Source organism: Martinezella rhizogenes, assembly GCF_027460065.1.
In the GTDB taxonomy this organism is placed as follows: domain Bacteria; phylum Pseudomonadota; class Alphaproteobacteria; order Rhizobiales; family Rhizobiaceae; genus Agrobacterium; species Agrobacterium rhizogenes_C.
The window spans coordinates 13891-39024 of record NZ_JAPYZZ010000018.1; the positions used below are offsets into that span (position 1 = coordinate 13891).

25 protein-coding genes are annotated in these 25134 nt (G+C 59.5%); 15 read left to right on the forward strand and 10 right to left on the reverse strand.

Annotated elements, in window-relative coordinates:
• The first annotated feature begins 9 nt into the window (after window positions 1-9).
• The 3 genes from O8B93_RS22265 (at window position 10) to O8B93_RS22275 (ending at window position 1962) form a co-directional block, all read left to right on the forward strand.
• Window positions 10-627, forward strand: a complete 618-nt coding sequence (locus O8B93_RS22265; protein ID WP_269712076.1) for a PilZ domain-containing protein — start codon at window positions 10-12, stop codon at window positions 625-627.
• A 203-nt stretch (window positions 628-830) separates the two neighbouring features.
• Entirely contained in the window at window positions 831-1010 is a 180-nt protein-coding gene (locus O8B93_RS22270) for a DUF1993 family protein (RefSeq protein WP_269712148.1), read from the forward strand.
• A gap of 343 nt (window positions 1011-1353) precedes the next feature.
• Entirely contained in the window at window positions 1354-1962 is a 609-nt protein-coding gene (locus O8B93_RS22275; RefSeq protein WP_111808699.1) for a transglutaminase-like cysteine peptidase, read from the forward strand.
• Window positions 1963-2219: 257 nt separating this feature from the next.
• Here O8B93_RS22275 and O8B93_RS22280 read toward each other — a convergent pair whose 3' ends face one another.
• Complete coding sequence (locus tag O8B93_RS22280) at window positions 2220-2654, reverse strand: DUF1489 family protein (protein WP_269712077.1); 435 nt, start codon at window positions 2652-2654, stop codon at window positions 2220-2222.
• Between the two features lie 65 nt (window positions 2655-2719).
• Entirely contained in the window at window positions 2720-4123 is a 1404-nt protein-coding gene (locus O8B93_RS22285) for an L-serine ammonia-lyase (RefSeq protein ID WP_269712078.1), read from the reverse strand.
• A 653-nt stretch (window positions 4124-4776) separates the two neighbouring features.
• Between O8B93_RS22285 and O8B93_RS22290 the strand changes: the two genes are divergently transcribed.
• Entirely contained in the window at window positions 4777-5127 is a 351-nt protein-coding gene (locus tag O8B93_RS22290; RefSeq protein WP_269712079.1) for a hypothetical protein, read from the forward strand.
• 9 nt (window positions 5128-5136) lie between these two features.
• Here O8B93_RS22290 and O8B93_RS22295 read toward each other — a convergent pair whose 3' ends face one another.
• Together O8B93_RS22295 and O8B93_RS22300 are read right to left on the reverse strand one after the other, a co-directional pair.
• Entirely contained in the window at window positions 5137-5889 is a 753-nt protein-coding gene (locus tag O8B93_RS22295) for a phosphodiester glycosidase family protein (protein ID WP_405049082.1), read from the reverse strand.
• A gap of 119 nt (window positions 5890-6008) precedes the next feature.
• Entirely contained in the window at window positions 6009-6170 is a 162-nt protein-coding gene (locus O8B93_RS22300; protein WP_004442283.1) for an entericidin domain-containing protein, read from the reverse strand.
• 192 nt (window positions 6171-6362) lie between these two features.
• On the opposite strand from O8B93_RS22300, the gene O8B93_RS22305 reads away from it, so the two are divergent.
• Entirely contained in the window at window positions 6363-7139 is a 777-nt protein-coding gene (locus O8B93_RS22305) for a formyl transferase (RefSeq protein WP_269712149.1), read from the forward strand.
• A 90-nt stretch (window positions 7140-7229) separates the two neighbouring features.
• Entirely contained in the window at window positions 7230-8150 is a 921-nt protein-coding gene (locus O8B93_RS22310; protein WP_269712081.1) for a methylenetetrahydrofolate reductase, read from the forward strand.
• A 52-nt stretch (window positions 8151-8202) separates the two neighbouring features.
• Here O8B93_RS22310 and O8B93_RS22315 read toward each other — a convergent pair whose 3' ends face one another.
• Complete coding sequence (locus O8B93_RS22315) at window positions 8203-9141, reverse strand: LysR family transcriptional regulator (protein WP_269712082.1); 939 nt, start codon at window positions 9139-9141, stop codon at window positions 8203-8205.
• Between the two features lie 238 nt (window positions 9142-9379).
• Here O8B93_RS22315 and O8B93_RS22320 point away from each other — a divergent pair, with 238 nt between their 5' ends.
• Window positions 9380-9598 (forward strand): hypothetical protein, encoded by a 219-nt coding sequence (locus tag O8B93_RS22320; protein WP_269712083.1) that lies wholly within the window; start codon window positions 9380-9382, stop codon window positions 9596-9598.
• Between the two features lie 271 nt (window positions 9599-9869).
• On the forward strand, window positions 9870-10910 hold the full coding sequence (locus O8B93_RS22325; protein ID WP_269712084.1) for a GlxA family transcriptional regulator: 1041 nt from the start codon (window positions 9870-9872) through the stop codon (window positions 10908-10910).
• A gap of 241 nt (window positions 10911-11151) precedes the next feature.
• Here the strand turns inward: O8B93_RS22325 and O8B93_RS22330 are convergent, their stop codons facing one another.
• The gene (locus tag O8B93_RS22330; RefSeq protein WP_269712085.1) at window positions 11152-12627 is read right to left on the reverse strand and encodes an NAD(P)H-hydrate dehydratase; all 1476 of its coding nucleotides are present in this window, start codon (window positions 12625-12627) and stop codon (window positions 11152-11154) included.
• Window positions 12624-12896, reverse strand: a complete 273-nt coding sequence (locus tag O8B93_RS22335) for a hypothetical protein (protein ID WP_269712086.1) — start codon at window positions 12894-12896, stop codon at window positions 12624-12626. Before O8B93_RS22335 ends, O8B93_RS22330 begins: the two co-directional genes overlap by 4 nt.
• Before the next feature lie 89 nt (window positions 12897-12985).
• On the opposite strand from O8B93_RS22335, the gene O8B93_RS22340 reads away from it, so the two are divergent.
• The 4 genes from O8B93_RS22340 (at window position 12986) to hspQ (ending at window position 16258) form a co-directional block, all read left to right on the forward strand.
• The gene (locus tag O8B93_RS22340) at window positions 12986-13324 is read left to right on the forward strand and encodes a P-II family nitrogen regulator (RefSeq protein WP_003508042.1); all 339 of its coding nucleotides are present in this window, start codon (window positions 12986-12988) and stop codon (window positions 13322-13324) included.
• A gap of 71 nt (window positions 13325-13395) precedes the next feature.
• Complete coding sequence (gene glnA, locus O8B93_RS22345; RefSeq protein WP_003508040.1) at window positions 13396-14805, forward strand: type I glutamate--ammonia ligase; 1410 nt, start codon at window positions 13396-13398, stop codon at window positions 14803-14805.
• A gap of 115 nt (window positions 14806-14920) precedes the next feature.
• The gene (locus O8B93_RS22350) at window positions 14921-15841 is read left to right on the forward strand and encodes a DMT family transporter (protein WP_269712087.1); all 921 of its coding nucleotides are present in this window, start codon (window positions 14921-14923) and stop codon (window positions 15839-15841) included.
• An 87-nt stretch (window positions 15842-15928) separates the two neighbouring features.
• A complete protein-coding gene (hspQ, locus tag O8B93_RS22355; RefSeq protein WP_269712088.1) occupies window positions 15929-16258 on the forward strand; it encodes a heat shock protein HspQ in 330 nt (109 codons plus the stop codon).
• 100 nt (window positions 16259-16358) lie between these two features.
• Here the strand turns inward: hspQ and O8B93_RS22360 are convergent, their stop codons facing one another.
• The gene (locus tag O8B93_RS22360; protein ID WP_269712089.1) at window positions 16359-17012 is read right to left on the reverse strand and encodes an invasion associated locus B family protein; all 654 of its coding nucleotides are present in this window, start codon (window positions 17010-17012) and stop codon (window positions 16359-16361) included.
• Between the two features lie 306 nt (window positions 17013-17318).
• On the opposite strand from O8B93_RS22360, the gene O8B93_RS22365 reads away from it, so the two are divergent.
• From O8B93_RS22365 to O8B93_RS22375, 3 genes are read left to right on the forward strand one after another with little or no spacing between them, the layout of a single operon-like run.
• Window positions 17319-19166 carry an extracellular solute-binding protein gene (locus tag O8B93_RS22365; protein ID WP_269712090.1) on the forward strand — a complete coding sequence of 616 codons (1848 nt, stop codon included), beginning with the start codon at window positions 17319-17321 and terminating at the stop codon, window positions 19164-19166.
• A gap of 36 nt (window positions 19167-19202) precedes the next feature.
• On the forward strand, window positions 19203-19871 hold the full coding sequence (locus O8B93_RS22370; RefSeq protein WP_269712091.1) for a DsbA family oxidoreductase: 669 nt from the start codon (window positions 19203-19205) through the stop codon (window positions 19869-19871).
• A gap of 51 nt (window positions 19872-19922) precedes the next feature.
• Window positions 19923-20855: a DMT family transporter gene (locus O8B93_RS22375; protein WP_269712092.1), complete on the forward strand. Its 933-nt coding sequence runs from the start codon at window positions 19923-19925 to the stop codon at window positions 20853-20855.
• Window positions 20856-20914: 59 nt separating this feature from the next.
• Here O8B93_RS22375 and O8B93_RS22380 read toward each other — a convergent pair whose 3' ends face one another.
• A complete protein-coding gene (locus O8B93_RS22380) occupies window positions 20915-21244 on the reverse strand; it encodes a hypothetical protein (protein WP_269712093.1) in 330 nt (109 codons plus the stop codon).
• A 390-nt stretch (window positions 21245-21634) separates the two neighbouring features.
• Window positions 21635-25132 carry a transcription-repair coupling factor gene (gene mfd, locus O8B93_RS22385; protein ID WP_269712094.1) on the reverse strand — a complete coding sequence of 1166 codons (3498 nt, stop codon included), beginning with the start codon at window positions 25130-25132 and terminating at the stop codon, window positions 21635-21637.
• Window positions 25133-25134: the final 2 nt, after the last annotated feature.

Here is a 25134-nt window from a genome sequence, read left to right on the forward strand (position 1 = left end):
GCGCTGCTCATGTTCTCGTCCCGTTCGGTCAACACCGCCCAAATCCTGCGCCCGGTTGAGGAAGCCCACCTCGACGACGCCGTCCGCGTGTCCTTCACCGGCCGCCTGATGTTGCCCGACCATGAGGAATATGATTGCACCGCGACCGAGATGACCGCCGAACGCGCGCAGTTCACCTGCTCGGGCATGGCCCGCAATGGTGACCGCGTCATCGCCTATCTCCAGCATATCGGCCGGATCGAAGGCACGGTGACGGCCCTGACCCCGGCGGGTTTCCTCATCGTCATCAACGCGCCGGAGCGCAAGCGGGAAAAACTAGCCGCCCAGCTGGCATGGATCGCCAAACGCCAGCTGCTCGGCTTGCCGGAAGACCGCCGCCACGACCGTCTGACGCCGCGCAACGCAAAAGCGCAACTCGTTCTGGAAGACGGCGTACTCGTCGCCTGCCGGCTGATCGACCTTTCCCTGTCGGGTGCAGCCATCGAAATCGAAAACCGGCCGCCTCTCGGCACCCGCGTCCAGCTGGGCAAGAACATGAGCGGCAAGATCGTGCGCCACTTCATGGAAGGCGTCGCGGTCGAGTTCGACCGGGTACAATCGCCCGACGCGCTGATCGAGTTCCTCTAGAACATTCCAACAGATGCGGCGCGTTTTCGCGCCCTGAACCTGTGCGCGGCATTTTCAGCGCGCAGTGCCCTTCACCATGGCCTCATAATTGAGAGTATCTCCGGCTGTGCTGGGCTATATCTTCCGTTGCGGCAGCATAAGACGCAAAGATCGGCGCGCGAAAGCTCCGCTTCACCTCGGAAACCTTCATTCTCTCGTAGTCGCTGCCGAACTTCCATTTCCATGCCGTGACTGCCTACGACATCCAGCGCATGCGCGGCGTGCCGATCGGAAAACGCGATTATGAGGGCCAGCTGCGCACCAGATCGGCCTGGATAACCGCCCCGGGCGGCCACAAAAACCGGCTTTCAAAGATTTTTCCAAGAAAAATGCGATTTTTTTGAAGTTTTTTCGCCGCCCTTTTCAGACTGTTCCAGCCTGAAACACGCATCCCAAAACGGGAAATCACATCTTCGCCAGGCCCCGCCAGCCGACCGCATGCGACCGAAAAAATCGCGGGGCGTGGAAAACCGCTTTAAATCCAGCGGTCTAGATGACTACCAAAAGCCTAAGACGGGAATGCGTAAAATTGTAATAAAACTTGGCTCAAAAACGCGTAAAAACTCACTCAAATACAATTCAAAATAGCCGCTAATTTGCTGAAATTTAAGCTCAAATTGCCCCGCCTAAATTTCCGTCGGCTCAAAATATAACTGCGAATGTCTCCTCACCACGGGGAGACAAGCAATGAACAAGAACAACCGTTTCGTATTCACTCTGATCGCATTCATCGTCAGCGCCTTCGCCCATCAGGCAAGCGCTTCGCCGGCCGCGGTCATGCGCGTGATCGGCAAGGCCAATCCGCCGATCGGCCACTATGAATTCTGCCAGACCTATCAGAGCGAATGCCAGCCGACCTCGCTGGACAATGGCCCGATGCAGCTGACCGAAGAGCGCTGGAAGACGATGCTCGACGTCAACTACACCGTCAACACCACGATCACGCCGATGACCGACATGGAAATCTATGGCGTTGAAGAGCGCTGGGCCTATCCCACCACCGTCGGCGATTGCGAAGACTTCGTGCTTCTGAAGCGCAAGATGCTGATGAACAAGGGCTTCTCCCCCTCCAACCTGCTGATCACAGTCGTTCTGCAGCCGAATGGCGAAGGCCACGCCGTTCTGACCGTCCGCACAGACCGTGGCGATTTCGTTCTCGACAACATGCGCAACAAGGTCATGAACTGGTCGGAAACCGAATATACCTACCTGAAGCGCCAGGACACGGCCAATCCGGGCCGCTGGGTGAAAATTCAGGATGGCCGCGCCACCGCTGCGGTTGGCGGCATCCGGTAAGCCGGGGCAAGCCCGACAGCATACCGTCTCCGTCTCCCCAAATAAAAAGCCGGCTCCGCGAGGGGCCGGCTTTTTATTTGCCGATAAACACCTGACACTCGACGTCATCCTCGGGCCTGTCCCGAGGATCTGATCACGTCCAACTCAATCGAGACGTCGCAGATGCTCGGGACAGGCCCGAGCATGACGGAGGATAGCTTTCAGGACACCATCGACTCGGCCGGCGACACAAGGATTTCGTTTTCATCCATGGAACGTCAGAGCAAACCAAGCTCGGCCAGTTCCCGCCTGAGGTCCAGGGGCATGTCTTCCCCACCACCGCCGCCACCGAGATCGCGTGGCGCCTCGTCGTCCTTCAGGTAGCGCCAGCCCTGAAACGGCCGTTTTGGCGCGGGCGAGGTCTCGATCACCTCGGGGCCGAGAATGAGGTCGCAGCGGGTAATGCCGTCTTCCCCCTTGAAGGAGCGGATATCGAGCAGCTTCTGCCGCGCCTGCACCTGTCCCTTGATGACCCAATAGAGCGAACCGCCTTCCAGCAGCTCCTCGACCCGTTTCGGGATCATCCGGGTGGTGTGAACGCTATGTGGCTCAAGGCCAGCGGCAATTGCGGTCAGGGAGCGATGCGCCACCCACTCCCTCAAATCCTGAAGGGAGTCCGCACCGACGCAGAGTTTAATGAGATGTAGAGGCATGCCCCTATCAATGCCTTTTTGCGACGGGCGTCAAGCATCTGGACGAAGCCTGCCGCCCTGCCCGCTCAGCACTCCACAACGTTGACAGCGAGGCCGCCGGTGGAGGTTTCCTTGTATTTTTCGCTCATGTCGTTGCCGGTCTGGCGCATGGTCTCGATACAGGCATCCAGCGGCACGAAATGTTGTCCGTCGCCCTTCAGCGCCAGCGAGGCGGCTGTTACCGCCTTGACGGCGCCGAGCGCGTTACGCTCGATGCAGGGCACCTGCACGAGGCCGGCAATCGGATCGCAGGTCATGCCGAGGTGATGTTCAAGCGCGATTTCAGCGGCATTCTCCACCTGTTCGGGCGAACCACCCATGACCGCCGCAAGACCTGCCGCCGCCATGGCTGCCGCCGATCCGACTTCGCCCTGACAGCCCACTTCCGCGCCCGATATCGAGGCATTGTGCTTGATGATGCCGCCGATCGCAGCGGCAGTCAGCAGAAAGTCACGCACGTCGTCAACCGTCGCATCCTCATGGAAATGCCGGAAATATCTGACCGTGGCCGGAACGACGCCCGCCGCACCATTGGTCGGCGCAGTAACGACGCGGCCACCGGCGGCATTCTCTTCGTTCACCGCCATGGCGTAAACGCTGAGCCAGTCATTCGCCATGACCGGGTTGAGCCGGTTGCTGCGCCATTCCTCATTGAGTTTCTCATAGATCGAGCGGGCGCGGCGGCGCACCTTGAGGCCTCCGGGCATGATGCCATCCACCTTCAGGCCGCGCTCGATGCAGCCGTTCATCGCGTCCCATATCTGGTCGATCCGCTCGTTCAGCTCGTCGCGAGACAACACCGTTTCCTCGTTGGCGCGCTTCATCTGGGCGATGGTGCGGCCGGAACGGGCAGCCATATCGAGCATTTCCCGGGCGGTCGCGAAAGGATAAGGCACGCGCGGGCCGTTATCGATGGTCTTGCCACGCTGCTTGATCGCCTCCAGTTCCGTATCGGTCACGACGAAACCGCCGCCAACGGAATAATAGATGCGCTTCACCAGCAGCCTGCCCTGATTGTCGAAGGCGGAAAAGGTCATGCCGTTGGCATGGCCGGGCAGCGGGTTCTTCTTGTCGAAGACCAGATCCTCGGCCGGGCGGAACACATAGGACGGGTGGCCGGGCGGCGTTACCGTGCCCGCCTTTTCCACCGCCTCGATGATAGCGTCCATCGCATCGGGATCGACAAGGTCCGGCCGCTCGCCGGTGAGACCGAGAACGACGGCGCGCCCGGTGCCGTGGCCGATGCCGGTAAAGGCAAGAGACCCGTGCAGGCTGACCTTCAGCTGCGTAACGGCCGCACCCGACGGCCGCGGCCACTCATCGCTGAGGATCAGCCCCAGAAAACGGTTGGCAGCCGTCATCGGCCCCATCGTATGGGAACTGGAAGGACCGATACCGATCTTGAAGACGTCGAAGACCGAAAGAAACATGAAGCTTACCCTGCGTAATGGATTCCTGCATATCATATCCAAAGCTGGAGCGGATCGCCACAAAAGAGCGTCACCGGCTTTTGCAGCTGCGACATGAACGTCCCGGAAACGAAAACAGCACGGTTTCCAAAGGAAAACCGTGCTGTTTCAAAACCTGTCATTCAGGAGAGAGGCTTATGGGCTGCCAAAAATGTACGTCAATGCGAGAAATGCGGCAAAGCCTGCAAGTGCGCGAATGGTAACGCCCCAGCAGGATTTCTGAGCGGTTTCTTCCATGATTACTCCAGCTATTCACTCTCAGGGGGATCTTCAAGACCCGGCCCGTTGAGGCAAGCATTTATTAAAATCCGGAAGCAAACGCAAATACAAAAAGCGGCTAAATGAAGGCGTTTTCGACAAGCTGCCATTCGTCTCGTGCATAGGTCCATGAAAAAACAAGGTGTTAGCAGAAGGCCCGAAACGGCACTGGTTGGGGCTTCGCCGCAATTTAGGCTAAAGTGTAACCGTTTTTTAAAGCTTTCCTACAAACCCCTGTTGAAAACCCTTGCTGCCAGCACGTTGTAGTCGAATTTCTTCCGCTGAAGCACCGCGTCTTGAAAGGCCGCCAGCGCTGCTTTATCGACGATGGCAATGATAACGGCGCGAGTCTTTCCATGCAGCAGGCATCCTCTTTTCCCGACCGCGAGACGGTCGCGTCGAAACTCACCGCGCTGACAAGCGAAGACAAGGCGTGGGTGTTGCTGTTGATGGAAAACGCCCTGCAGGATGAAAATCTGCTGACTGGCCTCAATCTTTATCTCGACCAGCAGACAAGCGCCCGTTTCCTCAACAGCCTGAAACTGGAAACGGCCGGTGAGTGGCTGGGCGGCAATGCCCCTGCCCGCCTGCAGATCCGCATCACGGAAATTGCCAAAGCGAGCCAGCATCCCGCCTATCTCGCCTTCCGCAAGGGGCTGACGGCATCGGCCGGTCTCGAAAAAGCCTATCCCAAAGCGCCGATCTGATCCTTCCGGCTAGTCCGGCACCCTGTCGACGACGGCGATGATCGGCCCCATGGGAAACAGCTGGTCCCGGCGGTTCATTGCGGGAATATCGACGCTGGATATCGTGCCGTCGAGATAAAGCGCATTAGGCGCATCCAGCACATCCCTGAACAGCGTGCCGAAATCATAGAAGCGGACGGTCGTTTCCGAAATTGCGAAATGCACCACGCCGTCGCGAGAGATACCAACGCCGTTGCGGCGTTTCAGACTGTCGCTATCGGGCAGGAAGCGCGGATGCAGCTTGCCGTCGATCACCAGCATCGGCCCGGACTGGGTGGCGAAATCGGGTTTCGGGTCCGCGGCCAGATAGGCCTCCGTGTCCAGCACCCCGGCCGCATTGTCTTTCAGATAAAAAACGCCATTCGGCAGGAGGTGGAAATTTCCCCAGCCGCCCCGCGTGCTGATCGGTGAGCGCTCCACGCCGTTTTCGACGAAGAGGCCAACGGGCGAATAGTCGGAATGATACATGCCGCCATTCATGGCGAAGACGCTGAACATGTGCTGGCGCCACAAAGCTGAAGAGAGATCGGCAAAGTTCCGATATCCCTGCCCGGAGACATGATCCTGGTCATAGATACGGATGGTGTTTTTTGCCGGGTCGAAACTGCACACGGTGTAACGGCCGCCGGCATGGTCGATGATCTTGCAGAAATCCGGCTGCGCGCCTGCCTCAGCCGAAAACGGCAGCAACAATGGCAGCAGCAACTGCGCCAGTTTCTTCATCGATACGATCATGCCCGCCCCTTTGATTCTTGTCGGGCGAACATTCGCAGGGAAATTCGGTCAAAGAAAAGGCGTCACCCGACTTTTCGGGTAACGCCTTTCCGGGAGGGGAGCCTTGATTAACGACGCGCTGCGCGGTCCACGCTGCGACCGGCATCCTGTGTGGCGTCAACGGCGTTCGCCGTATCCCGGCCCATGCCGCGAATGGTGTTACCGCAGGAGCTGAGGGTGACGACAGTCAGCAAAGCCACGAAAACGGTCGAAAGAATACGTGTGATCATGTGAAACTACTCCCCTATGACTTGCCGTCCAAAGGCAAGCGCCAATGTGATATGCGTCACAATAACGTGAGTCCGAAAAAACGGTTCCCGCTGCATTTCAAAAAATCCTGTCGATGAAAATTAACAGGGTTTTGAAGTTCGCGAGGGAAACTCGGCGCCAGGATCGTGGCTTAGGAAAATTCCGTGGGTGATATGACTGACATCAACAATCGGCTTCTGGTGATGACCGCAGGTGGCGTGAACCCTAACGTCATGATCAACGCGTTGGCCGCGCGCTTTGCCGATATCCACGTCTTCATGGAACAGCCGGAAAACAAATCGGCCATTCTCAAGCGCCGGGCACGACGGCTCGGCTGGTTTGCCGCCGCGGGCCAGATAGCGACGATGGTTGCATCCCGCCTCGGTAAACGCTTCACGGCCCGAAGAAGCCATGAGATCATCGCCGAACACGGTCTGTCTCCCGATCTCCATCACGGCCTTCCTGTCACGCACTTCACCTCGCTGAACGATGAAGAATGCCACAACGCCGCCAATCTGCTGAAACCGGCGGTGATCTTCACCATTTCCTGCCGCCTGTTGACGCCGGCGACGCTGCGGGCCCTGCAATGCCCGGTCATCAATTTCCACGCCGGCATCAATCCCGCCTATCGCGGCCAGATGGGCGGTTATTGGGCGCTGGTGGAAAAGGATCGCGGCAATTTTGGCGCGACCGTGCATCTGGTCGACAAGGGCGTGGATACCGGCGCCACGCTTTATGAAAAACGGCTGAAACCCTCGCCGTCCGACACCATCGCCACCTATCCGCTGCTTTTGACCGCCGCCTCGGTGGATATCGCCGTCAGCGCCATAGAAGACGCCCTGTCCGGCAGCCTGGCGCCACAGCCGCCCTCACCCGGAAAATCGGTGCTGCGCTTTCCGCCACCGATCTGGACATGGCTGTGGAACGGCCTGACGAAACGGATCTGGTGAAACCCCGCGCAGGCACTTGCAGCCAAGCCTCGTCGCAGATGCAAGCCTGTCTTGCCGCAACAGGCACAGACTTCGGCAGAAAAACGGTGCATGGTAATAAAAAGGAACACGCACAAATTGCCCGATATTTCCGCCACCTCCCTCATCCCCGCCTCCATCGAAGCCTCGCCCGCGCAGGTACTCGGCCCGGCAAGCCTCGCCGGGATATTTCCTCGGGGTGTCCGCGTCTATCTGACCGACACGGGAGCCGCCTCGCAGGAAAAGCTGGTGGATGCCGCCACACATCTGCGCGATCTCGGTTATGAACCGGTGCCACATCTTGCAGCGCGCCGCATCCCCTCGCGCGTGGAGTTTGAGGAGCAGGTCAAGCGGCTGGCGGGTGAAGCTGATGTTACGGATGTTCTGGTTGTCGGCGGTGGCGTCGACAGGCCGGCTGGTCCTTTCGCTTCCAGCATGGACATGCTGTCGTCGGGCATTTTCGACCGTTACGGCATCAAAAAGATCGCAATCGCCGGCCACCCCGAAGGCAGCCCCGATTTCAGTGAAGAGACGGCCATGGCCGCCCTGAAGCTGAAACGCGACTTCGCCGAAAGAAGCGATGCCGAAATGCGCATCGTCACCCAGTTCGGTTTCGATCCCGCCCGTTTCATCGCCTGGGCGGAAGGCCTTGCCGCATCAGGCATCGATCTGCCGGTGCATATCGGCGTTTCCGGCCCGGCCAAGATCACGACGCTGCTGAAATATGCAGCACTCTGCGGTGTCGGCAATTCCATCGCCTATCTCAAGAAAAACGCGCTTTCCCTGACGACGCTGGCCAGAGGCCATTCGCCTGACAGCATCGTCGGGCCGATCGAACGGCACTGGCAGGCCAATCCGCAGGGGCCGATCCAGCAGGTCCACGTCTTCCCCTTTGGCGGATTGCAGACTTCCGCCGACTGGCTGGTCAGCCGCGGAAGCTGGCAGACCGGTGATACAGGCAGGTCGGCGCCAGCAGATTCGATGGCTGGCTGAAAGCCGCCTTCAACACGGCGCGACGGGCGATGCCGTCGCGCGGACCTCTGACCTAAGCGGCCTTGGCGACCTCGACAAAGGCATTGCGGATGCTCTCCGCAACAGCAAGAACCGGACGCGACGCCTTGTCGCCCATGATCAGACGAATATCGAAAGAGCCAAGCTCCGGCAGCCCTTCCTTTTCGCCCAGAATGACCATGTCATTCTGCACATAGGAGCGGGGCAGCGGCGCAATGGCGAGATCAGCGGCAATCGCCGCGCGCTGTGCCATGGTATGGCCGCTGAGATAGGCCACCCGGAAATTGCGCCCGCGCTTTTCCAGCGAAACGATCGCCTCCGAGCGCCAGATGCAGCCCTCTTCCCAGATCGAGATCGGTAGCGGATCGCGCAGATAGGCCGTGCCGCATTTGGCGCCCGCCCAGACGAGACGTTCGCGCATCAGCACCTCGCCCGTGTCCCGCAGCGGGTGCGAAGCGCAGTTCACGAGGGCAAGGTCAAGCCGCTGCTCGTCCATGCGCTTGTAGAGATTGGAACTGGAATCAATGGTGACATCGATCATGATGCCGGGGAAAACATCGGCAAAACGCTTGAGAATGCCGGGCAGCAGGCCGCGCTCGCCAATATCCTCGGGCGCGCCGAGCCGCACGACGCCGGAGAGTTCCGGCATGACGAAACGTGACACCGCCTCATTGGAAAGCGCAATCATGCGCCGCGCATAGGTCAGAAGCGTCTCGCCATGCGCCGTCAACGTGACCGAGCGGGCATCGCGCAGGAAAAGCGTCGTCTTCAACTGCTCTTCGAGCTTCTTGATCTGCATGGAAACGGCCGAGGGCGTTCTGAACACGACTTCCGCGGCGGTGGAAAAATTCCCCGTTTCGGCAATGGCGACGAAGGTTCTCAATATGTCGTTATCCAGCAACGGCAGCGGTTGGCGGAAAGTCACGGTCATGGCACGCACCTTCAAATATTTTGATTTATAGATGGATATCATTTCGTTTGATTGAATGTCAACAAGCGCGCACCATCCGGGACATTGATAAACGGGGCGGATGAGCCCCGCGGGAAATGAAGCAACACCATGGCACGGACTGAAATGCTCCCACGGTCGCGGCCATCAATTCATTCCCGACATTGATGAATGACATAAGATTCATTCGCTTGCCTGATGGGAAGGGCGAGCACATACCGAAGTCATAAACAGGATCGTGGTTCACGAAAGGATCAAAGACATGACCATGATACATTATCTGCCGGTGACGAACCGCTCTTCACTCCGCCCGTCGCCCAGCGGCTGGCTTGATCGCCTGTCCGGCCATTTGTCCGCCCGTTATGCAGAATGGCGCCGCGAAAGAATGCTGCGTGCACTGGAGGCGCTGCCGCCTGAAACATTGAAGGATATCGGATGGCCGACAGCCGACACCACCCGCATACGCGCCCTCCGCAAATGATGGCCGGCCGATGGCTCGCAACCAATAAATGTGTTGCGAGCCACCACGGACGACCCTGAGTTACATGACGAAAGGCGCAAATATACCTGCCTGTTTTGCATGCGACACACCGCCCGTTTTAAGGGCTTGTCGCAAAATTTGCATATTTCAAAAGCTATTTTTTGACAGCTCCGATTCCGAGGCGTATTTTTCGTTAAAGATGTCGTAATCAGGACATCCAGAAGACCAATTCCAAGGGAGGAATTGCGTATTCGCAACGGAGCACGGGCAAATGAGCAGAAACTCCCAGAAGAAACGCTCAATCGTCTTTTTTCTCATTCCGCAATTTACCATGCTGCCGTTCGCCGCAGCGGTTGAAACGCTTCGCATCGCCAACCGAATGTTGGGTTATGCCGCCTATGAATGGCGCCTCTCCTCACTCGACGGCCAGAAGGTCATGTCGTCAAGCGGCATCTGTCTTGAGGTCGATACCTGTCTTGCCGACGAACGGCGATACGTCAGCGGCGAAAACCGCCCGGAAATGGCGATCATCTGTTCGGGCATCGATGTGGATCAACACATCAACAAGTCAGTCAATGCCTGGCTGCGCGAAGCCTATAATCGCGGCATCGCCATCGGCAGCCTCTGTACCGCCGCCCATATCCTCGCACAGGCGGGCCTCCTTAACGGCAAGCGCTGCGCGATCCACTGGGAAAACCTGCCGGGCTTCTCCGAGGCTTTCCCGCAGGTGGAAGTCTACGCCGACCTCTTCGAAGTCGACAGCAACATCTATACCTGTGCCGGCGGTACGGCCTCGCTGGACATGATGCTGAGCCTGATCGGCCAGGATTTCGGCGAGAACCTCGTCAACCGCGTCTGCGAACAGCAATTGACCGACCGGGTCCGCAGCCCGAACGACCGCCAGCGCCTGCCGCTGCGCGCCCGCCTCGGCGTGCAAAACAGCAAGGTCCTGTCGATCATCGAGCTGATGGAAGGCAATCTCGCCGAACCGCTGTCGCTGCTCGATATAGCCGACGCCGCCGATCTGTCGCGCCGGCAGGTGGAACGTCTTTTCCGGCAGGAAATGGGCCGCTCACCCGCCCGCTATTACCTTGAAATCCGCCTCGACCGCGCCCGCCATCTGCTCGTGCAGTCGGCCATGCCGGTGGTGGAAGTCGCCGTTGCCTGCGGTTTCGTGTCTGCCTCGCATTTCTCCAAGTGTTATCGCGAAATCTACAATCGCACGCCACAGCAGGAACGCGCCGAACGCAAGCTTTTGATCAGTGCCTCGCGCATGGCAATGGCGAGCCAGGGTGGCAAAGCCGCGCATTGAAGGCGCGGTAAGGGCTACAAACACGACGGAACTTGTTTCAGGATAAAAACCTCTTCTCGGTCATGCCGGACTTGATCCGGCATCCAGCCACAGCGCGTCTGCGCTGTGAGAAGACTCTTTCGCGATCAAGGACTTGATCGCACTGGACCCAGGATCAAGTCCGGGGTGACGGGAGTGGGGATGATGGAACTTTGCTAAACCACCGAATCTGTCAGCAGCCAGCAAACATAATCAGACCAACTCACCCAACCGGCCGAACCGCATGGACAAGGTCTTCCGCCGTCATGCCGTCACCTGCCCTGTGGCCCGCCTCGCCGTGCAGCCAGACACCGGCCGCAGCCGCTTCGAAAGCGGGCGCGCCCTGTGCGAGCAGCGCGCCGATGATACCGGCCAGCACATCACCCGATCCGGCGGTCGCAAGGCTTGCCGGCGCATTGGTGTTGACCAGCGCCCGGCCATCAGGCGCAGCAATCACCGTGTCCGCACCCTTATAGACCAGCGCCGCGCCGCTGCGGGCCGAGGCGACCTGCGCCTTCTCGATCTTGCTGAGCGTCCTGTCGGCAGCGAGATCGGGAAACAGCCGGGCAAACTCGCCCTCATGCGGTGTCAGCACGAATTTGCCCGTGCCGGATGTGATGCGCTCGAACAGGGTTGCCATATGATCCTTGAAAGCGGTGATCGCATCGGCATCCAGCACGACCGCTCTGTCTCCAAGCAGGGACACGAATTGCCGCGCCTTTTCGAGATCACCGAACCCTGGGCCGAGAACGAAGGTGCCGTGACGCCGGTCGTCCAGCCAGAGCCGCAGATCATCGGCATTGTCCATCGGCGCATTCATCACGGCCGTCAGCGTCACGGAAAGCACGTCGAGCGCCTGCTTCGGCGCCGCGACGGTGACGATGCCCGCTCCTGCCTTAAGCGCCGCAAGCGCCGTCATGCGGCTTGCCCCGGTCGCATGGGCCGGGCCTGAAAAGACGGTGAGATGCCCGCGGCGGAATTTATGAGTCTCGAGATCGCTGGCCGGCAAGGCATCGCGCCAGACAAGCGGATGGTTCTCCGCAACGGAACCTGCGTGATCGGCAAGGATGCGGGAGGGAATGCCGATATCGAATACCTCGAGCGTGCCGCAAAATTCCCGCCCCGGCACCAGCAGATGGCCGGGCTTGCGCGCCATGAAGGTCACCGTCCGCTCGGCCCTGAACGACCCGCCGAGAGGTGCGCCCCGCCGTCCGCAGAGGCCGGAGGGCAGATCGACGGCGAGCACCGGCACCCTGGCGCTGGTCACCGCTTCGATTATCCGGACAAGCACCTGGGGCACATCGCGGGACAATCCGGCCCCGAAAACCGCATCGATCACCACATCGCCAGTGAGAGGCGTATAGTCGCCAAGCGGCAGCGGCACGATCCCGCTCCGTTCGAATGCCATCCGCGCATCGCCCTTGAGGGTGCCGGCATCGCCGAGATGGTGAACCGTAACCGCCGCCCCGCTTTGCACAAGCGCCCGCGCCGCCACGTAACCATCACCACCATTATTGCCGCCGCCACAGAGCACGACGAAACGCAGCGCCTGTGGATAGTGCCGTAGCGCAGAAGCGGCGACTGCCTGCCCCGCCCGCTCCATCAAATCATAAAGCGGTATGCCGGATTGCCCGGCCGCAGCGTCGATGCGCGCCATCGCCGCAGGGTCGAAAAGGGAAAGCTGAGAGAGGGATGTCATGCCGCGATCATCCCTTCAAAACGCCGGAAAGGCAATCGATACAAAAATAAGCAAATCCTCAAGTCCAAATAATAGTCAAATGCATAAAATATAAACAGTTGACCTTTGCCGCGCCTGCGCATTCTCAAATATTCAAAACAACTAAAATAATAAGAATTCGCAGAAATGCTGATGGATTTTTCGGGTTGCCGAGAGAAATTGGCTGGAAAACCGCCAAAACCGAATGCATTTTGTGCCAGAAAGCGGAGCGAGCGAAGTTTTTTCTTCACGCCCGCTTCCGATCTGGCACAATACGTGCATTCTTGTGGCAGAGCGGGAATTACCTGCTTTAACGGGAGAAGCGGAGAGATATTTTCTCATGAAAAAGATCGAAGCGATCATTAAGCCCTTTAAGCTCGATGAAGTGAAGGAAGCCCTTCAGGAAGTCGGACTTCAGGGCATCACGGTCACGGAAGCAAAAGGCTTTGGTCGTCAGAAGGGCCACACGGAACTCTACCGCGGAGCAGAGTACGTCGTGGACTTTCTGCCGAAAGTGAAAGTCGAAGTCGTATTGGCGGACGAGAACGCGGAAGCCGTCATCGAGGCGATCCGCAATGCGGCCCAGACCGGACGTATCGGCGACGGAAAGATTTTCGTTTCCAATATCGAGGAAGTCATCCGCATCCGTACCGGTGAAACAGGCGTGGACGCCATATAATCAAGAACGTCCCGAGCCGGGGAGGCTTGGGTTTTCACCTCGTCATCATCACACTCAAGGAAAACGTTTAAATGACGACCGCAAACGATATCTTGAAGCAGATCAAGGATAACGACATCAAGTTCGTGGACCTGCGCTTTACCGACCCCAAGGGCAAGCTGCAGCACGTCACCATGGATGTTGTCTGTGTGGACGAAGACATGTTCGCCGATGGCGTCATGTTCGACGGCTCCTCGATCGCCGGCTGGAAGGCCATCAACGAGTCCGACATGGTGCTGATGCCCGATCCGGCCACCGCCCATATCGACCCGTTCTTCGCCCAGTCCACCCTGGTCGTCCTTTGCGACATTCTCGACCCGGTCTCGGGCGAAGCCTATAACCGCGATCCGCGCGGCACCGCCAAGAAGGCCGAAGCCTACCTCAAGGCATCCGGTATCGGCGACACCGTCTTCGTCGGTCCCGAGCCTGAATTCTTCGTCTTCGACGACGTGAAGTACAAGGCAGACCCCTACAACACCGGCTTCAAGCTCGATTCGTCCGAACTGCCGTCCAACGACGACACCGACTACGAGACCGGCAACCTCGGCCACCGTCCGCGCGTCAAGGGCGGCTACTTCCCGGTTCCGCCGATCGACAGCCTGCAGGACATGCGTTCCGAAATGCTCACCGTTCTGGCCGAAATGGGCGTCGTCGTTGAAAAGCACCACCACGAAGTGGCTGCCGCACAGCACGAGCTGGGCGTGAAGTTCGACACGCTGGTTTCCAGCGCCGACAAGATGCAGATCTACAAGTACGTCGTGCACCAGGTCGCCAATGCCTATGGCAAGACGGCAACCTTCATGCCGAAGCCGATCTTCGGCGACAACGGTTCGGGCATGCACGTTCACCAGTCGATCTGGAAGGGCGGCAAGCCGACCTTCGCTGGTGACGAATATGCCGGCCTGTCTGAAAATTGCCTCTACTACATCGGCGGCATCATCAAGCACGCCAAGGCAATCAACGCCTTCACCAACCCCACCACCAACTCCTACAAGCGTCTGGTGCCGGGTTATGAAGCGCCGGTTCTGCTCGCCTATTCCGCGCGCAATCGCTCCGCATCGTGCCGTATTCCCTTCGGCTCCAACCCGAAGGCAAAGCGCGTCGAAGTCCGCTTCCCGGACCCGACCCAGAACCCCTATCTCGGTTTTGCGGCCATGCTGATGGCCGGCCTTGACGGCATCAAGAACAAGATCCACCCCGGCAAGCCGATGGACAAGGACCTTTACGACCTTCCCGCCAAGGAACTGAAGAAGATCCCGACCGTCTGCGGCTCGCTGCGTGAAGCGCTGGAAAGCCTCGACAAGGATCGCAAGTTCCTGACCGCCGGCGGCGTGTTCGACGACGACCAGATCGATAGCTTCATCGAGCTGAAGATGCAGGAAGTCATGCGTTTCGAAATGACCCCGCATCCGGTCGAATTCGACATGTACTACTCGGCCTGATCGGCCTTCGGAGCGCTCCCTCGGGGCGCTCCTTCCATGCCGGCGGTTTTCCCTGGAAAGCCGCCGTTTTCTTTTAAAGCCCAGCCATATCGTGAAGCCAGCCATATTGTTAAGAATGTCGAACAAGCCAGCCTCTCAGCAAACGCGCCCCATGGACTGGCTCATCTTTCTGGCGGTGCCGCTCTTTTTCTCCAGTAACGTCATTTTCGGCCGGGGCGTCGTCGGCGAGGTCTCGCCCTTCATCACCGCCTTCATCCGCTGGATGGGATCGACCCTAATCATCGCGCCCTTCATGATCGCCGACTGGCGCAATTGCCTTGCCTTCCTGCGGCGGAAAACGCTGCTCTGGCTGGTGCTCGGCATTCTCGGCATGGGTATCTGCGGCGGCGTGGTCTATTGGGGCCTCACCATGACGACGGCCGCCAACGGCACGCTCATCTACACCACCTCGTCACTGTTCATCATCCTGTTCCAGCGCATTTTTCAGGGCCGGCCAATCCGCAAGCTTGAAGTGGCGGGCATGGTCATCGCCTTTGCAGGTGTCGCGGCCATCGTGCTCAAGGGCGATATCTCCGCTCTCCGGCACATGAATTTCAACATCGGTGATTTCGCGATTTTGACGGCGGCGATCGCCTTTGCCGTCTATTCGCTGCTGCTGCGCGATCCCGCGGCGCGGCAGATGGCATCCTTCAGCCTTTTCGGCCTGATCGCCTTTTCCGGCGCGCTGGTGCTTCTGCCGCCGGCCGCGCTGGAACTCGCGCAGGGCGGCATGCTGCCCGCCACGGGCGCCGCCTGGGCGAAGATCGGCGGTATCATCCTCTTCGCCTCGCTTCTGGCGTTTTATTGCTTCACCCATACGGTGCGTGTTTTCGGCCCCGCCACAGCCGGCATCACGCTTTACATGATGCCGCCGGTCTCGATCCTCATGGCCACGTTTTTCCTTGGGGAGAGCTTCGAAACCTATCACGCCATCGGCATCGTGCTTGTCACCGGCGGCGTCATTCTCGCCACCGCGCCGATTGGCAGAAAGCGCTGAGCTTTGCGGCAGACCGGCACTTGGACCGCTAGGTCTTGATATTTCGCATTCCGACACCAACTAATATTGGGAAAGGAAGTTCATGCCATGAAACAAAGAGACGCAAAATTCACGCTTGGCGAGATCGTCCGCCACAAGGTGTTTCCGTTCCGCGGCGTGGTTATCGACGTGGACCCGGAATATGCCAATACCGAGGAATGGTGGAACGCCATCCCCGCGGAAATCAGGCCGGAGCGCGACCAGCCCTTCTATCATCTTCTGGCCGAAAACGAGGAGACGGAATATGTCGCCTATGTTTCCGAACAGAACCTCGTGCACGATGAAAACGATACGCCGCTGAGAAACCCCAATATCGGCCGCATCTTCGACAAGGCGCCGAACGGCGAATGGCGTCCGAAAATGTCGACGGCGCATTGACGCCCTCAATCGTTTCCCCGCCTCCCAGGGGTATGAAACGGACATAAAAAAACCGGTCTGTCGCCAGACCGGTTTTGTCATTCTTGATGCTTTGCAGCGATCAGGGCTTGGGCGCCTTGGCAGCGTCCTGAGCGGCTTCCAGCTTCTTGCGGGCCTCTTCAGCCTTCTTCTGCATGCCTTCCTGCAGGCTGCGCTGGCTTTCGGCCAGCTGCGACTGGGTGATGGCAGCACCGTCGTAGGCACCGGTGAAACCGGAAAGCGCAATCTTGATGGGGTTCGGCGCGCGGCGGAAGTTGATCGAGGTGAAGACGATCTCGTTGCCCTTCTTCAGCGAAGCAATCATGGCGTCCGTCAGCGGAACTTCGGCCGTGCACTTGTCGGGAAGGCAAACGGCGTAATCGAGCTTCTGGCCCTTGCCGCCATCGATCTGCATCATCACACCAGGAGGAATGAGACGCGCGGTCGGAACGGAAACCTGCAGCAGCTTGCGGTTGACCTTGCCTTCAACGGTGATGAGGCCGACAGCGGTGATCATCTGGCCGTTCTGGGCGAGAACCACGTTCTGCACGACGCAGACATCGTTGTCTTCCTGCTTGGAGCAGGTCTTGAACCAGCCGAGCGGCGGGGCGCCAGCGCCCTGAGCGGCGGGAGCAGCATCCTGCGCTTGCGAAATGGCCGGAGCGGAAACCGCGCCCAGAGAGAGGACCAGAGCGGACAGAGCCGTCCGGGTGAATGTGTTTGCCTTGTGCATCATAAGAGTTCCGTCTCCTGAATGTCTGCCAGAACAGAGCCTATCAAGGCCCTGTTCGTCGATGGCGGTATCCTTCTGCCCGTTCAACTGTCGTTTAAATGAGGCAAATGCGTGACCCGTCTCTTCCGGCCACCCTGTTACATGCCGATGGCGGCGATATCCAGCACTTCTTTAACTTTTTCTTGAGCGGACCCAAGATTTCCCGCCCTCGCATGGGTCATGCGATGTCCGTATGCTACATATCTGCCAGAATCATGACGATAAACCGGTTGTACGCAAACCGGACGGACAGTTAGACAGGATAGTGACATGCGCAACCTTGCGGCCCTCCTCCCCGCATTGTTCCTTTTGGGATCATCCCTGCTTCCCGGCGGGACCGCCCTGGCGCAACCGCTGCACGGCATCTCCATGCATGGCACGCCGGAGCTTCCCGCAGACTTCCACCACTTCCCTTATGTCAACCCGGACGTGAAGAAGGGCGGCCGCATGTCCTATGGCGTCGTCGGCACCTTCGACAGCCTCAATCCCTTCGTTCTCAAGGGAATGCGCACCACCGCGCGCGGCGTCTGGGACCCGGAATTCGGCAATCTCCTCTACGAATCGCTGATGCTGCGCTCCAGTGACGAACCTTTCAGCCTTTATGGTCTGCTCGCCGAAACGGTGGAGTGGGATGATGAGCGAAGCTTCATCCAGTTCAACATCAACCCCAGGGCTAAATGGTCTGATGGCCAGCCGGTGACACCTGATGATGTGATCTTCACCTTCAACCTCCTGAAGGAAAAAGGCCGGCCTCCGTTCAACAGCCGTCTGGACGGCGTGGCGAAAATGGAAAAGGTCGGTGATCGCGGCGTGCGTTTCACCTTCAATGACAAGGCGAACCGCGAAACACCGCTCATTCTCGCCTCCTCCACGCCGATCCTGCCGAAACATGCGATCGATCCGGAAAAATTCGAGCAGGCCGGGCTTGGGCCGGTTGTCGGCTCGGGTCCATACCGAATCAAGACCCTGCGGCCGGGTGAGCGAATCATCTGGGAACGCAATCCGGATTATTGGGGCAAGGACATTCCCGGCAAGGTCGGCTTCGACAATTACGACGAGATCAGCGTGACCTATTTCCTTCAGGTCACCACCATGTTCGAGGCCTTCAAAAAGGGCGATATCGACATCTATCCCGAAGGTGACGCCATCAACGGCACCTCGGATACCTCGCATTGGGGACAGGCGTATAATTTCCCGGCCGTCCATCGCGGCGATATCGTCAAGGACGTCTTCCAGCCGCGCCTGCCGACGGGCATGTTCGGTCTCGTATTCAACACCCGCCGCGCCGTCTTCTCCGATGAAAAAGTGCGCGAAGGCCTGTCCTATGCGCTTGATTTCGAGTGGCTGAACAGGAACATCCTCGGCGGTTCCTTCAAGCGCACCCAGAGCTATTGGCAGAATTCCCCGCTCGGCGCCTATGGCAACGCCGCTGATGCGCGCGAACTTGCGTTGCTCGGCGACGCTGCCAAAACCATGCCCCGGGAATTGCTGGCGGGCACCTATGCCATGCCGACGACCGATGGCACCGGTGCGGACCGCAAGGTATTGAAACTGGCCGTCGATAAGCTGAAAGAGGCCGGATACAGTATCAAGAATGGCAGGATGTCCGACGCCAACGGCCGTCAGCTCGCCTTCGAGATCATGACCCAGAACCCGGCGCAGGAACGCATCGCGCTTGCCTATCAGCGCTCGCTCAACCTGATCGGCGTCGCCATGGGCATCCGCTCGGTGGATGACGGGCAATATCAGGCCCGCTCGAACAGCTTTGATTACGATATGATCATCCGCTCCCTGCCCTCATCGCTTTCGCCGGGCATGGAACAGCTGAACCGCTGGAACTCGCTTTCGCGCAATGCGCAGGGCAGCTTCAACTACGCGGGTGTTGCCAATCCCGATATAGACCGAATGATAGAGGCGCTGTTACAGGCCCGCTCGACGGAAGATTTTCAGGCGGCCGTGCGCGCTTATGACCGTCTGCTTGTGGCCGGCCATTACATCATTCCGCTCTATTACATCGGCGCCCAGTGGGTGGCGCGCTGGAAATATATCGACCGCCCGGATATGACACCGATATCGGGCAATCAGAAACAGACCTGGTGGGATGCGCGGGCGCAATAACCCGCCGCCGCCGGTCGAATATAAGGAATGGAAGCCATGGAACGCATCGTTGTCGACGTCGTATCGGACATGGTCTGCCCCTGGTGTTATCTCGGCAAGGCAAGGCTCGATCTCGCCATTGCCGAGGTTCAGGATGAAATCAGCGTCGATGTGAACTGGCGGCCCTATCGCCTCAATCCGGACTATCCGCCTGAAGGCGTCGACCAGAAAGCCGCTCTCGAGGAAAAGCTCGGCAAGGAGCGTCTGGAACAGGCGCATACCTCGCTGGTGCAACTCGGCAAGGAAGTCGGCATCAACTATGATTTCGATGCGATCAAGATCGGCCCGAACACGCTCGACGCCCATCGCCTGGCGCTCTGGGCCCATTCGGAAGGCCGCGACATTCAGGAAAAGGTCGTGACCGGACTGTTCAAGGCGAATTTCGAGGAAGGCCGCAATATCGGCGATCACGCCGTATTGGCTGACGTCGCCGCGAAGGCTGGCATGGATGCGAAAGTGGTCGAGCGGCTGCTCGCCTCCGACGCGGACAAGGACACGGTCGTTGCAGAAATAGACGCCGCGCAGCAGATGGGCGTCGCCGGCGTGCCGTTTTTCATCCTCGATCAGAAATACGCCATAAGCGGTGCACAAACGCCTGAAGTCCTGATTGCTGCATTGCGGGATATTGCAAAAATCAAGGCGGACGAGCATAGATCGATGAACTGACGGTCGAACCACCGGCGGTTTTCAGCAACTCGATTTTTCGCCGGTGTTTCCGTGTCCGACAAGACCCTGAAAGGCATTCTGCTCGCCTTTGCCGCCTTCGCTGCCTACGCCTGGAGCGATGCCAGCGTTAAACTCATAGAAGGCCAGATTTCGCCGATCGAATCGGCCTTCTTCGGCGCCCTTTTCGGCCTCATCGCCCTGCCCTTCATCCGCAAACGCAATGATCGCTGGGTGGATGTGGTGAAGACGACCAACCGGCCTTTGTGGATCATCCGCTTTTTTGCCGCCGGCACGGGTGCCGTCGGCAGCGTCACCGCTTTCACCCATCTTTCCATGGCCGAAGCCTTCGCGCTGATCTTCCTGCTTCCTTCCTTCGTCACCATCATGTCGGTGGTATTTTTGAAGGAACAGGTGGGCATCCGCCGCTGGTCGGCGGTCATCATCGGTTTCCTCGGCGTGCTGGTCATCCTGCGTCCGGGCTTCCGTGAACTGGGCATCGGCCATCTCGGCGCCATCATCGGCGGCTTCAGCGGTGCACTCAGCATCGTCATCTTCCGCGCCATGGGCCCGTCGGAAAAGAACGTCTCGCTTTATGGGGCCGGCGTGCTGGGCTGTCTCACCATCAGCGGCATCGCCATGGTGCCGACCTTTGTCATGCCCGGCGGCGAGCAATGGCTGCTGCTGGCGGGATACGGCCTGCTCGGCGCGCTTGGCAACGTGCTGGTCATGTATGCCGCCCAATATGCGCCCGCCGCCATGATCGGCCCGACACAATACAGCCAGATGCTTTGGGCCATTTTGTTCGGTTATCTGATTTTCGGAGACCGCATCGACGGATGGATGCTCTTCGGCATCGCCCTGATCGTCGGCTCAGGGTTGCTGACGCTGATCCGTGAGAAGCAGAGAAAAGTGCCGCTGCCCGCCTCCATCGCCGCAACCGACCAGAACGTGGCCATCGGCATCACCCCGGAAGACGTGCGCTGACGCCTGAAGAATGCATGAGAACCGGCGACGCCTATTTGCGTCGCCGGCATGGCATTCGATCAATCACAAACCCTGACCCGATACATGTCGCCCCAGGCATTCTGCCTCCAGGCAACATGGCAGCGTGGATAAACGGGCTGGTAAACCACCGGCGGACCGTAGACGGGCGCAGCATAGGCCGGAGCGTAATAGGCGGGGCCATAAGCGTAACCGGGATGTCTTGCCCCGGCGATAAGAGCTCCGCCGATGATCGTGCCGGCAATGCCGGCGGCAAGGCCGCGGCCGAAATTATTGCGCGCTTCCGCCTGGCTGGTGGTGGCAATTGTGGTGCCCGCAATTGTCAAAGCAACCAGACCAGCGGTGGCAAACCTGTTGATGTTGGTCCACATCGTCCTGCTCCTTCATGACCCGGCGGCATCCACTGATCCGCCGCACCGGGTATGAAGCTGAGACTACGCCCGCGAAGACTACCGATACATGTCCGTTTCGTTACATCGCGGTAATTTTCGCTGAAGGGAGCGGGTTGGGTTTTCGGCTATTAGATATTCGGCCGAAGGTGGGTGGGGTTTACCCCCTCTGCCCTGCCGGGCATCTCCCCCTCAAGGGGGGAGATCGGCAAGGCGCGCTTTCACCACTCCATCCTCAGACATCAAGATGGCCGAGACATCGCCGCGAGTCGATCTCCCCCCTTGAGGGGGAGATGCCCGGCAGGGCAGAGGGGGGTAAAGCCACACCCACATTCGGTACGTTGCCAAATGGGCAACCCCTAAAGCTCAAATCTACGACCGCGCCAGCTCCGCCAGCTGCGTCATGATCATCGCCGCACCCGTCAATCGTTTTTCCGGCGTCGGCAGATCGCGGTTCAGGAACAGGCTGTGATCAGGACGGATTTTCGCCATTGACCCCTGCTTGCCGATATAACCGACCAACGCCGCCGGGTTCGGGAATTCCTTGTTGCGGAACTGCACGACGACACCCTTCGGCCCGGCATCCACCTTCTCGACATTGGCAATGCGGCAGAGCGACTTGATGTAAACGATCTTGAGGAGATGCTGCACCTCCTTCGGCAAGGGGCCGAAACGGTCGATCATCTCAGCACCGAAACCGTCGATCTCGCCGATATCGGCAAGCTCACCGAGACGGCGGTAAAGGCCCATGCGCAGATGCAGATCCGGCACATAATCTTCCGGGATCATCACGGAGGTGCCGACCGATATCTGCGGCGACCAGCCGCTGTCGCGTACCTCTTCGTCGCCCTTCACCTCGGCAACGGCCTCTTCCAGCATCTGCTGGTAAAGCTCGAAGCCGACTTCCTTGATATGGCCGGACTGTTCCTCACCGAGCAGATTGCCCGCGCCGCGAATATCGAGATCGTGGCTCGCCAGCTGGAAACCGGCGCCAAGCGTATCGAGCGATTGCAGCACCTTCAGCCGCCGCTCCGCCATCGTCGTCAGCACCTTGTTGACCGGCAAGGTAAACAGCGCGAAGGCGCGCACCTTGGAGCGGCCGACACGGCCACGCAGCTGGTAAAGCTGTGCGAGACCGAACATATCGGCGCGGTGCACGATCAGCGTATTGGCGGTCGGCACATCAAGACCGGATTCGACGATAGTGGTCGACAGCAGCACATCATATTTGCCGTCGTAAAAGGCGTTCATGATGTCTTCAAGTTCGCCCGCCGCCATCTGGCCATGCGCCACCGCCACCTTCAGCTCCGGCACATCCGATTGCAGAAACGCATGGATATCCGCGAGATCGGCAAGCCGCGGGCAGACATAAAAGCTCTGGCCGCCGCGATAATGTTCGCGCATCAGCGTTTCGCGGATCACCAACGGATCGAAGGGCGAAATGAAGGTGCGCACCGCCATGCGGTCCACCGGCGGCGTCGTGATGAGCGACAGTTCGCGTACACCCGTCATGGCCAATTGCAGCGTGCGCGGAATGGGCGTTGCCGACAGCGTCAGCACATGCACGTCGCTCTTCAGCTCCTTCAGCCGCTCCTTGTGCTTCACACCGAAATGCTGTTCCTCATCGATGATCAGCAGGCCGAGATTGGCAAAGCTGATGCCCGCGCCGAGCAGCGCATGGGTGCCGACGACGATATCCGTCTTGCCATCGGCCACTTCCTTTTTCGTCAGCGTCAGCTCCTTGGACCCGACGAGGCGCGAAGCCTGCTGCACCCGGATCGGCAATCCACGAAAACGCTCGGAGAAAGTGCGGAAATGCTGGCGGGAAAGCAGCGTTGTCGGCACCACGACAGCCACCTGCACACCGTTCATCGCGGCAAGGAAGGCGGCGCGCAGCGCGACTTCCGTCTTGCCGAAACCAACGTCACCGCAGATCAGGCGATCCATCGGCCGGCCGGCGCCGAGGTCTTCGCGCACCGCCTCGATGGCGTTCAGCTGGTCCTCGGTCTCGTCATAGGGGAAACGGGCGGCAAACTCATCATAAAGCCCGTCCGGCGCGACCAGCGCGGGCGCATGGCGCACCAGACGCGCTGCCGCAATGCGGATAAGCTCGTCTGCCATGTCGAGCAGGCGCTTCTTGAGCTTGGCCTTGCGCATCTGCCATGCGCCGCCGCCCAGCTTGTCGAGCGTCGCTTCCGCCGCATCGGAACCGTAGCGAGAAAGAAGATCGATGTTTTCGACCGGCAGGAACAGCTTGGCGTCGTCGGCATAATGCAGTTCGAGACACGCACGCGGCGCACCCGCCGCCTCGATGGTCTGCAAGCCGACGAAACGGCCGATGCCGTGTTCGGCGTGGACAACCAGCGACCCCTCGTCCAGACCCGCCACTTCGGAGATGAAATCCGCGCCGCGCTTGCGGCGTTTCGAGCGCCGCACCATGCGGTCGCCGAGAATATCCTGCTCGCCGATGACCGCCAGCGTTCCGGTTTCAAACCCGGCTTCGAGGCTCAGAACCGTTGCGGCCGCCTCACCCTTGCCGAGCTTTTCCACCTCTTTCAGCGATGTCACCGGCTTGATGTTCTCAAGCCCGTGTTCGTTCAGGACCTGCAAGAGCCGGTCGAGCGAACCTTCCGACCAGCCTGTTATCAGCACCTTCCAGCCCTTGGCGCGGCGATCCGCAATATGCTTTACCGCCAGATCGAAAACATTGACCCGCTCCTCGCTCTCGCCTTCCGTTGGCGGACGCGCCCAGCGCGGCCCGACATGCGCATCGAGCGTTGCGACCGGGTGGCCTTCGCTATCGTGTTCATTGAAGGGCGTCAAACGCACCGCGTTGACGCTGGCAAGCATCGCATCGAAGCTTTTGCCATCGAGGTAGAGCTGTCCCGGCGATACCGGCTTGTAGGGCGCGCCCTGCGTTGAACCCTTGGTTTCACCGGAAGCCCGGCGCGCCTCGTAGTAATCAAGTACCAGCTTGGAGCGCTCTTTCGCAGCTTCCCTTGCTGTGTGATCGGTGACGATACGGAAACCCTTCAGATAATCGAAGGCGGTTTCCAGCTGTTCGTAAAACAGCGGTAGCCAATGCTCCATGCCGGCATATCGGCGGCCCTCCGAGACGGCCTGATAAAGCGCGTCGTCACGGGTCGCAGCGCCAAACAGCGACAGGTAGTTCTTGCGGAACCGACCGATCGTATCCGGTGTCAGCGTCACTTCGCTCATCGGGTTCAAGTCGAGCGAACGCGCCTGGGCAATGGTGCGCTGGCTGGCCGGATCGAAGGTGCGGATGCTCTCCAGCGTATCGCCGAAGAAATCGAGCCGCACCGGCTCTTCCGTACCGGGAACGAAAACATCGAGAATACCGCCGCGCACGGCAAATTCGCCCACTTCGCGCACCGTCGCCACCCGGTCGAAACCGTTGCGCTCCAGCCGTGCGGCAATCTCTTCCATGCGGATCTGGTTGCCGGGCTTCGCCGAAAAGCCGAGGCTCCCAATGATATCACGCGGCGCCATCTTCTGCAGCATGGCGTTGACGGTGACCAGCACGATGGCCGGATGCGGCTTTTTCGCGTGGGCGATGAGGCCGGAAAGCGCCGCCAGCCGGCGCGCCGAGGTGTCAGCACTCGGTGACACGCGGTCATAGGGCAAACAGTCCCAGGCCGGCAGCGTCATGACAGGAATATCAGGTGCGACGAAACCGAGGATCTGTTCGAGATCGGCGACCCGCTGGCCATCCGACATCACATAAGCCACCGATGTGCCTGCCCGCGCCATATCAGCAAGCAGCAGGGCTTCCATGCCTGATGGTACGTTTCCGATGGTCAGCGGCGTATCGGCCGACGACACCAGCTTTGCATCGAATCCGGCTATCATGC